Consider the following 12,856-nt stretch of genomic DNA (forward strand, 5'->3'; position numbering starts at 1 on the left):
CTCGGTGCGGCCGCAAGGCTAAGTCACTCTACGACTTCTCGTTCCTCCGCGCCTTCGGCGCATTCGCCACCACCTGCAGCAGATCCTTGCGCACGGCCTCGATGTGCCGCTCCAGGAACCGGCAGGCCTCCTCCACCTTCTGCGCGCGGCAGAGCGCGATCAAATGGGCGTGCTCCTTCTCGGCAATGCCCATCGCCTTCGTGTTGGAGAGTTGCAGCCGTGTGTAGCGGTCGCTGGTCTGGAGCAGCGATAGCACGATCGCGCGGGTGCGCGGCTGCGGGGCGTGCATATAGAGCGCCAAATGGAAGTCGGCGTTGAGCTGGCCCCAGTCGCTGACATTCTTGGCCTTGATGGCCTTCTCGAATTGCCTGTGGATGTCAGCGAGTGCGTCGAAATCATCGGCGGAGAAATGCGGCGCCGACTGCGCCAGCAGGCGCGGCTCCAGGATGCAGCGCAGATCGAACACGTCGTTGATCTCGTCCAGGGACAGCTCGGAGACGATCGCGCCCTTCTGCGGGACGATGCGCACCAAGCCTTCCGCCTCGAGCTGGAACAGCGCCTCGCGCACCGGGATGCGGCTGACGCCATAGGCCTCGCCGAGCGCGTCCTGGCGGAGCTGCGATCCGGCCGGATAGGTGCCATCGAGGATCGCCTGGCGGAGCTGGTCGACGATCGCGGCCGACAGGGTGCGATGCTTCAGAGGCTGTTTCATCTGATCGTCCGTCCTGCTTTCCGACTCGTCCGTCCCAAGCGGTCCCTGTCTTGCATGTTGGGCTGCCGGCAAAAGCTGTGCTCGGCAAAAGCTGGTGCCCAGCAAAAGCGCGTCCTGCCGCCCAATTGACCGCAATCTCCGTTTGACTCGTAAAATGTATAAATTATACATTTGCCAATCGCACGACAAATCTTCCGGGGTGGGGCCTCTTTCATGATCGAGCAGACGATGCCGGCCACGCGCGCGCTCAGCCTCCGACGTACGGTCGTCCGGATGTCCAGCGCCCTGCTCGCCTTCGAGCGCCTCGCCCTGATGGGCCTGATGTACCTGCTCACCGGCCTGATCCTGGTGAACGTCGTCACCCGCTACTCGCATTTCCCGATCTACTGGATCGATGAATCCGCCGTCTATTGCGTGGTCTGGCTGACTTTCATCGGCGCTTCCGCGATGACCCGGCTGCGGCTCGACTTCGCGGTGACGATGCTGACGGAGCGGCTTTCGCCGCAGTACCAGAAGATCGCCAAAGCGATCTCGACCGGCATGGTCGTCGTGTTCGGCATCGCCCTCATCATCACCTGCATGCTCTGGATGGACCCGATCGGGCTCGCGCGCGCCGGCTTCGACGGGCGCAAGCTCGCGGCCGAAACCTTCAACTTCCTCTATACCGAGCACACCCAGACGCTGAACTGGCCGACCTGGGTGCTCTATCTGACGCTGCCGATCTTCGCGGTGTCGATGACCGTGCACGGCCTCGCCAATCTGCTGGAAGATCTCGAGCTGGTGCCGCGCACGCCGCCAAAGGGGTTTCAGCTCTCAGAGCTCGATGGGGTCAACTGATGATCACGTCAGCCGCCTTCGTCGCGATCATGCTGGTCGGCGTGCCGATCGGCCTCTGCCTGTGCCTCGCCGGCCTCGTCTATATCGCCGCCTCAGGCAATCCCGTGCTGTTCCAGTCCTATCCGCTCCAGCTGTTCGGCGGCGTCGACAGCTATGGCCTGATCGCGATTCCGCTGTTCATCCTGATCGGCGAGATCATGAACGGCGGCGGCATCACCCGGCGCATCGTCGACATGGCGATGGCCTTCGTCGGCTCGCTCAAGGGCGGGCTCGCCTACGTCAACATCCTCGCCAACATGTTCATCTCCTCCATCCTGGGATCTGCGACCGCGCAGGTCGCGATCATGGCCCAGATCATGGTGCCGGAGATGGAGAAGAAGGGCTACGACAAGACGTTTGCGGCGGNCCGCCTATGGCGGCATGCTCGGCCCGATCATTCCGCCGTCGGTGATGTTCGTGGTCTACAGCGTGCTGGCCCAGGTCTCCGTCAGCGACATGCTGATCGCCGGCATCGTGCCGGGTGTCATCCTCACCGTGATGTTCTGTCTCGTCATCGCGCTGATGGGCTACATGTACAACTATCCCCGCGCCGACTATCAGACGCCGCGCCAGCGCCTGATGACGATCCTGCGGACCTCACCGACGCTGCTGATCCCGATCGTCATCGTCGGCACCATTCTAAGCGGCCTCGCCAACGCCACGGAATCCGCCGCCGTCGGCGCGGTCGCCGCGGCGCTCGTCGGCAAATACTGGACCAAAGAGTTCGAATTCTCGCAGCTGCCGCAGATGATGCTGCGCAGTGGCATCTATTCGGCGATCGTGCTGTTCCTCGTGGCGGCCGCGGCCGTGTTCTCCTGGGTCCTGATCTTCGGCAAGGTACCTCAGGAAACAGCCGGCTGGATCCAGTCCGCCGCCAAGGACCCGATCAGCTTCATGCTGATCTGCAACGTCATCCTGCTGATCATCGGCACGGTCATCGACGGCATTCCCGGCCTGATCATGACGGTGCCGATCCTGCTGCCGGTCGCGACCGACGTCTATCACATCGATCCCCGGCAGTTCGGCGTCGTCGTCGTGATCAACCTCGTGCTCGGGCTTTTGTCGCCGCCGGTCGGGCTCTGCTTCTTCGTCGCGGCCGCCGTCACCGGCGCCAAGCCCGGCAAGATGTTCATGGTGACGCTGCCGTTCTTCGTCATCTCCTGCGTGCTGCTGGTGCTGCTCTCGCTCTACCCCTCGCTCTCGCTGATCCTCGTCAAATAGGCCCGTTCAAAAGGAAGCCCGACCATGCCGCTTTCACGCCGCCGCTTTCTCGCCGCCAGCGCCGCCGCATCGGTGTTCGCGCCCTCGCTCGCGCTCGCCCAGGCCAAGGAATTCCGCCTCGGCCTGATCACGCCGAACGGCCATTCCTGGAACAAGGCCGCGCTCAAGTTCGGCGATGAGCTCAAGGCCGCCACCAACGGTCGCCTGACCCTGACCGTGTTCCACTCCGGCCAGCTCGGCAACGAACCCGCGATGATGCAGCAGTTGCAATCCGGCGCGCTCGACATGGGCTTCATCCAGGCCGCCGAGCTCGGCTCGCGCGTGCCGCACATCGCCGCGATCAACGCCCCCTACATCGTCCGCTCGACGCCGGCGGTAGCGAAATTTGTCCGGCATCCGGCGGCGGTCAAACTGTTCGACGTGCTGCCGCAGGAGACCGGCACGATCGGCCTCGGCTGGGGCATCACCGGCATGCGCGCGGTGTTCTCGTCCAAGGACCTCAACACGCTCGCCGACATCAAGGGCATGAAGCTGCGTATCAACCCGACGCCGGTCTATCGCGACTTCTATTCCTCGCTTGGCGCAGCGCCGACGCCGATCCCGACGCCGCAGGTGTTCGACGCCATGGCCAACGGCCAGGTCGACGGCCTGGAGGCCGACCTCGAATTCTCCTGGAACCAGCGCTTCGACAAGGTATCGAAGGTGATTCTGCAGATGAACGCCGTCTTCATGCCGATGGCCGCGGTCGTCTCCGGCCGCGTCTGGCAGTCGCTCCCGGCCGCCGACCGCGAGCTGATCACCAAGACGATCAAGACGACGCTCGACGCGCAAATCGACGAGCTCGCCGGCAACGAGCCCGCGCTGATCGAGAACTTCAAGAACGCGCCGATCCCGATCCGCCAGGTCCCCACCGGCGACACCGAAGCCGTCATCGCCGAGTTCGACAAGATCTGGCTGCCCAAGGCGCCTGTCCTCGCCGAGCTGCGCAAGGTCGGCGCGACGCTCTGATCCTTTTCGCCATCCTCTTCACCACAGCCGGCGGTCCCAGCCCCCGCCGGCAAACTCACTTGGAGTGAACTCATGAGCCGCCGCGTTTCCTGGGAAGGTGTCTTCCCGGCCGTCACTACCCAATTCCACGACGATCTCTCGCTCGACATCGACGCGACCGCGAAGGTGATGGATGGATTGATCCGCGATGGCGTCTCCGGCCTGATCGTCTGCGGCTCGGTCGGCGAGAACACCTCGCTGGAGCGCAAGGAGAAGGTCGCGATCATGGAGACGGCGAAGGCGGTCGCGGCCGGCCGCGTGCCCGTGCTGTGCGGCATCGCCGAATTCACCACGGCGTTTGCGGTCGAGACGGCGAAGGAAGCCGCGCGCGTCGGCATCGACGGCGTGATGGTGATGCCGGCCCTGGTCTACTCCTCCAAGCCGCACGAGACCGCCGCGCATTTCCGCGCCGTCGCCAGCGCGACCGACTTGCCGGTGATGCTCTACAACAATCCGCCGATCTACAAGAACGACGTCACCCCCGACATCCTCGCCTCGCTCGCCGACGTCGAGACCGTGGTCTGCTTCAAGGATTCCTCGGGCGACACGCGCCGCTTCATCGACACCCGCAACATGGTCGGCGACCGCTTCGTGCTGTTCGCAGGCCTCGACGACGTCATCGTCGAGAGCGTCGCCATGGGCGCCGTGGGCTGGGTCTCCGGCATGTCCAACGCCTTCCCGCGCGAGGGCGAGACGCTGTTCCGCCTGGCCAAGGCCGGCCGCTTGGCCGAGGCGATGCCGCTCTACGAATGGTTCATGCCGCTCTTGCATCTGGATGCCCGTCCTGACCTCGTCCAGTGCATCAAGCTGTGCGAGCACATCATGGGCCGCGGCACCGCACTGACCCGCCCGCCGCGCCTTGCGCTGCTGCCGCAGGAGAAGGCCGAGGTCGAGGCGATGATGGTTCGCGCGCTGAAGAACCGGCCGCAGCTGCCGGATGTCGGGCTGAAAGCGGCCTGACAACAGGTCTCCTTGGGTGGGCAAAGGCGCGTAGCGCCGTGCCCACCCAAGGAAGCTCTTTCAATGTCATTGCGAGGAGCTCTTGCGACGAAGTAATCCAGACGGCCTCAATGGAAAGATTCTGGATTGCTTCGCTGCGCACGCAATGACGGAGAATTAGGAAGCCGCCCGCTTCTTCTTCGCGTTCAGCGCCGACGCCACGCGACTGACCGGCGGCTTGGCCAGCACGATGCTCATCGCGTTCGTCGCCGCCAGCAGCTTCTCCATATCCACGCCGGTCCTGACGCCCATGCCTTCGAGCATGTAGACGACATCCTCGGTCGCGACATTGCCGGTCGCGCCCGGCGCGTAGGGACAGCCGCCGAGGCCGCCGGCGGCGGCGTCGATGACGCGGATGCCCTCCTCCATCCCCGCATAGAGGTTGGCAAGCGCCTGGCCGTAGGTGTCGTGGAAATGCATCGCGAGTTTTGCCGGCGGGATGTTGCCGGCAACCGCGCGCAGCATCTCCTTGGCCTTGTCAGGCGTGCCTACGCCGATGGTGTCGCCGAGCGAGATCTCATAGCAGCCGAGATCCCACAGCGTGCCCGCAAGATCGGCAACGGCCTTCGGCTTGATCTCGCCATCGAACGGACAGCCCAGTACGCAGGAAATATAGCCGCGCACCTTCACGCCATCGGCCTTGGCGCGCGCCAGCACCGGCTTGAACCGCTCGATGGATTCGGCGACCGTGCAATTGATGTTGGCGCGGGAAAAGTCCTCCGAGGCCGCCGCGAACACGGAGACCACTTTGGCGCCGGCAGCGCGCGCGGCGTCATAACCCTTCTCGTTCGGCACCAGTACGTGGAATTCTGCGCCCTTGACATGGCTGACGCCGCGCAGGACGGCATCCGAGCTTGCCATTTGCGGAATCGCCTTGGGCGAGACGAAGGCGCCGACCTCGACCGTATCGAGGCCGGCCCCGACCAGCGCCTCGATGAAGGCGATGCGGGCCTCGACGCTGAGCGGCGTCTTCTCGTTCTGGAGGCCGTCGCGCGGCCCCATCTCGATGATGCGGACGGGATCGCTCATGTCAGTCTCCCGAAGGCTCGACCACGGCGAGCTCGACGCCTTCCTGGACGATGTCGCCGACCTTGCACTTGATGGACCTCAGCACGCCGGCAAAGGGCGCGCGCAGCGTCTGCTCCATCTTCATGACTTCCAGTGTGAGGATCGGCGCGCCCTTCTCCAGCTTGGCGCCCTCCTCTGCCAGCACGGCGACGACGGTTCCCGGCAGCGGCGCGGCGATCTTGTCTTCGCCGACATGCTCCTCGCTCTCGCCGCCGAACGGATCGACCCAGTGCAGGTCGAAGCGGCCGTTGCGCGTGCGCAGGTAAAGCTCATGGCCGTCGATCACCGCTGCCACCGACGATTTGACGCCGTCGAGCGTGAGATCGAAGCCGCCGTCCTTCGCCGCAATCGTGAACGCCAGTTCGCGGTCACCGATCACCAGGGTGGAGGGTCCGCTGCCGTAGTTCAGCGTGATCTTCTGCTCCGGTCCATGGCCGACGCGGAAGGCGAATCTGCGCTGGCGCCGGCCAACCGGCTGCCAGCCAAAGGTTTGCCACGGCGAATTCGCCTTGGCTTGCGCGGCCTGACACTCGTCATTGACGATCGCAGCGACTGCGGCGCAGAGCTCGAGCTCGCCGGGCGCCGGAGCTGCGGACGTCAGCACAGCCAGCTCACGCTCGATGAACCCGGTATCGATCGCATTCGCGCGCACCTTCGGGTGCGTGATCAGCGCCGACAGGAACGGGATATTGGTGACGATGCCGCGGACATCGGACTCTTCGAGGCCTCGGTTGAGGCGGTCGATCGCAACGTCCCGCGTCGGCGCCCATGCAATCGTTTTTGCCAGCATCGCATCGTAGTAAGGCGAGACGATATCGCCCTCGCGATAGCCGGCGTCGATGCGCAGGCCGCCGGTTTCCGCCGGCAGGCGCCAGGTCGAGATCCTGCCGACCGAGGGCATGAAGTTCTTGGTCGGGTTCTCCGCGTACACGCGCGCCTCGATCGCGTGACCGTTGAGGCGGATCTCGTCCTGCTTCAAGGGCAGCGCCTCGCCGAAGGCGACGCGCAGCTGCCATTCGACCAGATCAATCCCGGTGATCAGCTCCGTCACGGGATGCTCGACCTGCAGGCGCGTGTTCATCTCGATGAAGAACACGTCCTTGCCGTCAGAGACGAACTCGATGGTGCCGGCGCCGACATAGTTCACCGCGCTCGCCGCCTTTCGCGCGGCGGCGCTGACCGTCTCGCGCTGGGCGGCATTGAGCGTCGGCGACGGCGCCTCCTCGATCACCTTCTGGTGCCGGCGCTGCAGCGTGCATTCGCGCTCGAACAGCGAGAGCAGATTGCCGTGGCTGTCGCCGATCACCTGCACCTCGATATGCCGGGGATTGTCGACGTATCTCTCGATCAGCATCCGGTCGTCGCCGAACGCGGCCAGGGCTTCGCGCTTGGCACTGACGATCGCGGGCCCGAGCTCGGCTGCCGAGCGAACGACGCGCATGCCGCGGCCCCCGCCGCCGGCCGAAGCCTTCACCAGCACGGGGAAGCCGATCCTGTCGGCGGCCTTCGAAAGCGTCGCCTCGTCCTGGGCCTCGCCGTGATAGCCGGGCACCAGCGGCACGCCGGCCTTCTCCATCAGCTCCTTCGAGCCGGATTTCGAGCCCATGGCCGTCATCATCCCGGCGGTCGGGCCGACGAAGACGAGGCCTGCGTCCAGGCAGGCCCGCGCGAATTCGGCATTTTCCGACAGGAAGCCGTAGCCAGGGTGCACGGCTTCGGCGCCGGTCTTGCGCGCGGCCTCGATCAGCCGCTCGACATTGAGATAGCTGTCGCGGGCGCGCGCGGGCCCGAGCAGCACGGCCTCATCCGCGAGCGCAACATGCATCGCGTCACTGTCGGCCTCGGAATAGACCGCGACCGTGCGCAGACCCATGGCGCGGGCGGTGCGGATGACGCGGCAGGCGATCTCGCCGCGGTTGGCGATCAGGAGCGTGCGAAAACGCCGGTAGAGCTTTGAGCTGTCCATCGCATTCACATCCTGAACAGGCCGAATTTCGTCGGTTCGATCGGGGCATTCGACGCCGCCGAGAGGCCAAGGCCGAGCACGAGGCGCGTGTCGGCGGGGTCGATCACGCCGTCGTCCCACAGACGCGCGGTCGCGTAATAGGGATGGCCCTGGCTCTCATATTGCGCGCGGATGGGCTCACGGAATTTATCTTCCTCTTCCTTGGACCAGCTATCACCCTTGGCCTCGATATTGTCGCGGCGGACCTGACTCAATACCATCGAGGCCTGCTCGCCGCCCATCACCGAGATGCGCGCGTTCGGCCACATCCAGAGGAAGCGCGGCGAATAGGCGCGGCCGCACATGCCGTAATTGCCGGCGCCGTAGGAGCCGCCGATCACGACGGTGAATTTCGGCACCGAGGCGGTCGCGACCGCCGTCACGAGTTTCGCGCCGTCGCGTGCGATGCCGCCGGCCTCGTATTTCTTGCCGACCATGAAGCCCGTGATGTTCTGCAGGAACACCAGCGGAATGCCGCGCTGGCAGCACAGCTCGATGAAATGCGCGCCCTTCAGCGAGCTCTCGCTGAACAGGATGCCGTTGTTGGCGATGATGCCGACCGGATAGCCCCAGATATGGGCGAAGCCGCACACCAGCGTCGTGCCGTAAAGCTTCTTGAACTCGTCGAATTCGGAGCCGTCGACGATGCGGGCAATGATGTCACGCACATCGAACGGCTTTCGGCCATCGACGGGCACCACGCCATAAATCTCCTCCGCGGCGAACAGCGGATCGCGCGGCGGATGCATGTTGAGGTTCGGCCGCCCCGACGGCTTCAGCGTGCCGACGATGCGCCGGGCGATGCCGATCGCATGGGCATCGTTCTGTGCATAATGATCGGTCACGCCCGACTGCCGCGAATGCACGTCGGCGCCGCCGAGCTCCTCGGCGCTCACGACCTCGCCGGTCGCGGCCTTCACCAGCGGCGGGCCGCCGAGGAAGATGGTGCCCTGGTTGCGCACGATGATGCTCTCGTCGGACATCGCCGGCACATAGGCGCCGCCGGCGGTGCAGGATCCCATCACGATCGCGATCTGGGGAATGCCCTGGGAGGACATCTGCGCCTGGTTATAGAAGATGCGGCCGAAATGGCGTTCGTCCGGAAAGATCTCGTCCTGAAGTGGCAGGAAGGCGCCGCCGGAATCCACCATGTAGACGCAAGGAAGGTTGTTCTGCCGCGCGATGTCCTGCGCGCGCAGATGCTTCTTCACCGTCATCGGGTAATAGGTGCCGCCCTTGATGGTGGCATCATTGGCGACGATCACGCACTCGCGGCCCGAGATCCGCCCCACTCCGGTGACGACGCTCGCCGAATGCACGTCGCCGCCATAGAGGCCGTAGGCCGCGAGCGGCGACAGCTCCAGGAACGAGGTCCCGGGATCGACCAGGAGGTCGACGCGCTCGCGTGCCAGCATCTTGCCGCGCGCGGTGTGGCGGTTGCGCGAGGCCTCGCCGCCGCCGCCGGCGACCTGGCTGAGCTTTTCGCGCAAGTCCGCGACCAGGCCGCGCATGGCCTCGGAATTGCGTGCAAAGTCCGACGAAGAAGGATCGATGCTGGAATGGAGCGGCATTTCAGTCCCGCGTGGCTGGTGATGTCGTGAGGGGCCGCGGGCAGGTTGGACCAGTTCCGCGGCAATTCCAATTGCAAGGAGCTTACGCGGTCTCCGCCATCAGCTCGCGGCCGATCAGCATGCGGCGGACTTCCGACGTGCCGGCGCCGATCTCGTAGAGCTTGGCATCGCGCCAGAGGCGACCAACCGGGAATTCCGATGTATAGCCGACCCCGCCAAGCGCCTGGATCGCCTCGCCCGCCATCCACGTCGCCTTCTCCGCGGAATAGAGGATCGCGGCGGCAGCATCCTTGCGCAGGGTGCGGGCGTGGTCGGTGCGATCGCAGGCGCGCCCGACCGCGTAGACATAGGCGCGGGCCGACTGCCAGGTCGCATACATGTCGGCGAGCTTGCCCTGCATCAGCTGGAAATCGCCGATCGGCTGGCCGAACTGCTTGCGCTCATGCATGTAGGGCACGACCGCGTCCATGCAGGCCGCCATGATCCCGAGCGGGCCACCGGAGAGCACCGCGCGCTCATAGTCGAGGCCGGACATCAGCACCTTGACGCCCTCGCCCACCTTGCCCATCACGTTCTCCTCCGGCACCTCGCATTCGTCGAAGAACAGCGGATAGGTGTTCGAGCCGCGCATGCCGAGCTTGTCGAGATGCTGGCCGTGGGTGAAGCCCTTGAAGCCCTTTTCGATCAGGAAGGCGGTCATGCCGCGCGGACCCGCCTCGAGATCGGTCTTGGCGTAGACCACCAGCACGTCGGCATCGCCGCCATTGGTGATCCACATCTTGGAGCCGTTGAGCACATAGCGGTCGCCGCGCTTATCGGCGCGCAGCTTCATCGAGACCACGTCGGAGCCGGCTCCGGGTTCGGACATCGCCAGCGCCCCGACATGCTCGCCGGAGATCAGCTTGGGCAGATAGCGCTGGCGCTGGGCGTCGTTGCCGTTGCGGCGGATCTGGTTGACGCAGAGGTTGGAATGGGCGCCGTAGGACAGGCCCACGGCCGCCGAGCCCCGCGAGATCTCCTCCATGGCGACGATATGGGCGAGATAGCCCATGTTCGAGCCGCCATATTGCTCCGGGGCGGTCATGCCGAGCAGGCCGAGGTCGCCAAGGCGCTTCCACAGGTCCGCCGGGAACAGATTGGCCTTCTCGATCTCGGCGGCGCGCGGGGTGATCTCCGCTTCGACGAAGGCGCGGAGCGTGTCGCGCAGCATGCCGATGTCTTCGCCCAGATCGAAATCGATGCTCGGGATATTCAAGGCGATTCCTCCGTGATTTGAGGACTGAACCTAGCGGTCTCAGGGCCCTCGGGCGGTCGAAAAGGTTGCATTTTCCGCCAAACTTGGCGAGGATTTTCGGGAGGTACTTCCGATGACTTTTCATGCCGCAACCGCGATCCCGCGCCGCGCCGTGACCCCCGCCGCCTTTGTCCGCGGCGTGGTGGCCGCCTATGCGCGCTACGGACTGGACCCGGCCGAAGCGTTGCAGCGGGGTCAAATAGCGCCAGACCTTGTCAATTCGCCGGACGGGCGGGTCACGGCCGTCCAGTTCGAGGCCCTCGCCGGCCATGCCATGCGCGAACTCGACGACGAGGCGCTCGGCTGGTTCTCGCGCCGGCTGCCGTTCGGCACCTACGGAATGCTGTGCCGCGCCTCGATCACGGCGCCGACGCTCGAGGTCGCGCTCAAGCGCTGGTGTCGGCATCATCGCCTGCTCACCGAGGACGTGCTGCTCGATCTCGAGGTCGGCGAGGAGACCGCGGTCTTGTCGATCCGGGAGCGGCACGACCTCGGCGGCTTCCGCGAGTTCTGCCTGGTCACCCTGCTCCGCTACGTGCTCGGCTACTCCTGCTGGGCGGTGGACTCCAGGATCGCGCTCCGCGCCGCCGAATTCCCCCACCCGGAGCCGGGCCACGTCTCGGTCTATCCCACCATCTTTTGCAGAAACGTTCGTTTCGATGCGCCCCATGCCCGCATCATCTTCGACAAGCACTATCTGTCGCTGCCGCTGACCCGCAGTGCCGCCGACCTCGACAACATGCTCAAGGGCGCTTTACGGCTCACCGTGCTGCCCTATCGGCGCGACCGGCTGCTGGTCGAGCGGGTGCGGCGCGTGCTGCGCAATGCGCGCGGACGCAGCCTCGGCGCCGAAGATGTCGCGAGCGAGCTGGCGCTCTCCACCCGCACCATGCACCGCCGCCTGCGCGAGGAGTCGACCTCGCTGCGCGATCTCAAGGAAGAAGCAAAATTCGAGCTGGCAAAACAGGAGCTGATGCGCGGCCGCGCGCCGATCAAGCGGATCGCGGAGATCGCCGGCTTCCGCAGCGAAAAGAGCTTTTCGCGCGCTTTCCGCACCTGGACCGGTGCCAGCCCGCGTGAATTTCGCGGCCGGTATCGCTGAGGCGCCGCTCTGGCAGGTTTACGGCCCCCGAAATCAATCCCGGAGGCCGCAACGTTTCGAAACCGGTTCGATATCAGGACGTCAGTTCGAGTTGGTCTGCGCACCCGAACGAAGCTTGGGCTGTTTGGTCTGCTTCGGCTGGAAGGCGAGCGCGTCGTTGCTGGTCTTCGAACCGCCGCTCTGCGAGCACATGCCGCCGATGCCGCCGGCCGCTGCGCGGCAGGCCTCCATGGTCGGATAGCCGCAGCCGTGCGCGGCCTGGGCGCCGTTCGTGATGCAGTATTCTTCCGCCTGCGCAGCCGGCGCAGTCAGAACCAGAAATGCAGACGCGAACAGCGTTGCAGCGGAAGCTGCGAACGTCTTCGAGATCGATGTCATGTTGTCTTTTCCTGCTTCAGGGTCCCACAAAAGAGTCCTCGCCGTGCGACGCAGGCTGAGGTTCACACCTTGCATCTAGGCGGCGTACGGCAGTCGACAATCACGGCTCGGCGCATTGCAGGACTTCGCAAATCACATGTCACAGTTAGGTGAGTTACTAAGGTATTTAATTGCGCTACGGCGCCGTCTCCGCCGGCCTCAGCGTCTCATGACGTGGATCGGCTTGAAGCAGCCCAGGATCAGCCGCTTCGGATCGAACGGGATTTCACCCTCAGCCTCGAAGCGCTTGTCGTCGGCCATCGCGGCTTCGGCGGCTTCGAGCGTCGCCTTGTCGGGCCAGACCTGCCAGGTGAAGACGATCTTCTCGCCCGCCTTCGCATTCACGGCGCGGCGAAAGTCCGTTTGCGCGCCGCTGGGGACATTGTCCTCCCAGGACTCGACGATCTCCAGACAGCCGTATTCCCTGAACAGGGCTGAGCCATTCTCGGCCCATCGGCGATAGGCCTCCATCTTGTCCTCCGGCACAGGAATAACGAAGCCCGCGACGTACATGGTGTCAGCTCCTTCGCAGTCTCTGTGAGCC

The 12,856-nt window shown here is 65.1% G+C and carries 11 protein-coding genes and 2 pseudogenes; 6 read left to right on the forward strand and 7 right to left on the reverse strand.

The window, feature by feature from the left end; genetic code table 11:
- Positions 1-28 precede the first annotated feature (28 nt).
- A complete protein-coding gene (locus A5906_RS29285) occupies positions 29-712 on the reverse strand; it encodes a GntR family transcriptional regulator (protein WP_080138669.1) in 684 nt (227 codons plus the stop codon).
- Between the two features lie 228 nt (positions 713-940).
- On the opposite strand from A5906_RS29285, the gene A5906_RS29290 reads away from it, so the two are divergent.
- The 5 genes and pseudogenes from A5906_RS29290 to A5906_RS29305 all read left to right on the forward strand — a co-directional run bounded on the left by A5906_RS29290 (position 941) and on the right by A5906_RS29305 (position 4,816).
- The gene (locus tag A5906_RS29290; protein WP_080138826.1) at positions 941-1,549 is read left to right on the forward strand and encodes a TRAP transporter small permease; all 609 of its coding nucleotides are present in this window, start codon (positions 941-943) and stop codon (positions 1,547-1,549) included.
- Between the two features lie 59 nt (positions 1,550-1,608).
- A pseudogene (locus tag A5906_RS45275) lies at positions 1,609-1,954 on the forward strand (TRAP transporter large permease subunit); the annotation flags it as partial.
- A 1-nt stretch (position 1,955) separates the two neighbouring features.
- Positions 1,956-2,809: pseudogene (locus tag A5906_RS29295) on the forward strand (TRAP transporter large permease); the annotation flags it as partial.
- 24 nt (positions 2,810-2,833) lie between these two features.
- Entirely contained in the window at positions 2,834-3,817 is a 984-nt protein-coding gene (locus A5906_RS29300) for a TRAP transporter substrate-binding protein (RefSeq protein WP_080138670.1), read from the forward strand.
- Between the two features lie 72 nt (positions 3,818-3,889).
- Positions 3,890-4,816 carry a dihydrodipicolinate synthase family protein gene (locus A5906_RS29305; RefSeq protein ID WP_080138671.1) on the forward strand — a complete coding sequence of 309 codons (927 nt, stop codon included), beginning with the start codon at positions 3,890-3,892 and terminating at the stop codon, positions 4,814-4,816.
- A gap of 156 nt (positions 4,817-4,972) precedes the next feature.
- On the opposite strand, the gene A5906_RS29310 is transcribed toward A5906_RS29305, so the two are convergent.
- From A5906_RS29310 to A5906_RS29325, 4 genes are all read right to left on the reverse strand, one after another.
- Entirely contained in the window at positions 4,973-5,884 is a 912-nt protein-coding gene (locus tag A5906_RS29310) for a hydroxymethylglutaryl-CoA lyase (protein ID WP_080138672.1), read from the reverse strand.
- Position 5,885: 1 nt separating this feature from the next.
- A complete protein-coding gene (locus tag A5906_RS29315; RefSeq protein ID WP_080138674.1) occupies positions 5,886-7,889 on the reverse strand; it encodes an acetyl/propionyl/methylcrotonyl-CoA carboxylase subunit alpha in 2,004 nt (667 codons plus the stop codon).
- A 5-nt stretch (positions 7,890-7,894) separates the two neighbouring features.
- Positions 7,895-9,499, reverse strand: a complete 1,605-nt coding sequence (locus tag A5906_RS29320) for a carboxyl transferase domain-containing protein (RefSeq protein WP_080138675.1) — start codon at positions 9,497-9,499, stop codon at positions 7,895-7,897.
- An 82-nt stretch (positions 9,500-9,581) separates the two neighbouring features.
- Positions 9,582-10,754 carry an isovaleryl-CoA dehydrogenase gene (locus A5906_RS29325; protein ID WP_080138677.1) on the reverse strand — a complete coding sequence of 391 codons (1,173 nt, stop codon included), beginning with the start codon at positions 10,752-10,754 and terminating at the stop codon, positions 9,582-9,584.
- 112 nt (positions 10,755-10,866) lie between these two features.
- On the opposite strand from A5906_RS29325, the gene A5906_RS29330 reads away from it, so the two are divergent.
- Positions 10,867-11,895, forward strand: coding sequence for an AraC family transcriptional regulator (locus A5906_RS29330; RefSeq protein ID WP_080138679.1), 1,029 nt, complete (start codon positions 10,867-10,869; stop codon positions 11,893-11,895).
- 81 nt (positions 11,896-11,976) lie between these two features.
- Here the strand turns inward: A5906_RS29330 and A5906_RS29335 are convergent, their stop codons facing one another.
- Positions 11,977-12,273, reverse strand: a complete 297-nt coding sequence (locus A5906_RS29335) for a DUF3551 domain-containing protein (protein WP_080138680.1) — start codon at positions 12,271-12,273, stop codon at positions 11,977-11,979.
- A gap of 198 nt (positions 12,274-12,471) precedes the next feature.
- On the reverse strand, positions 12,472-12,825 hold the full coding sequence (locus A5906_RS29340; protein ID WP_080138681.1) for a DUF1428 domain-containing protein: 354 nt from the start codon (positions 12,823-12,825) through the stop codon (positions 12,472-12,474).
- Positions 12,826-12,856: the final 31 nt, after the last annotated feature.

Source organism: Bradyrhizobium sacchari (genome assembly GCF_002068095.1).
Taxonomy (GTDB): domain Bacteria; phylum Pseudomonadota; class Alphaproteobacteria; order Rhizobiales; family Xanthobacteraceae; genus Bradyrhizobium; species Bradyrhizobium sacchari.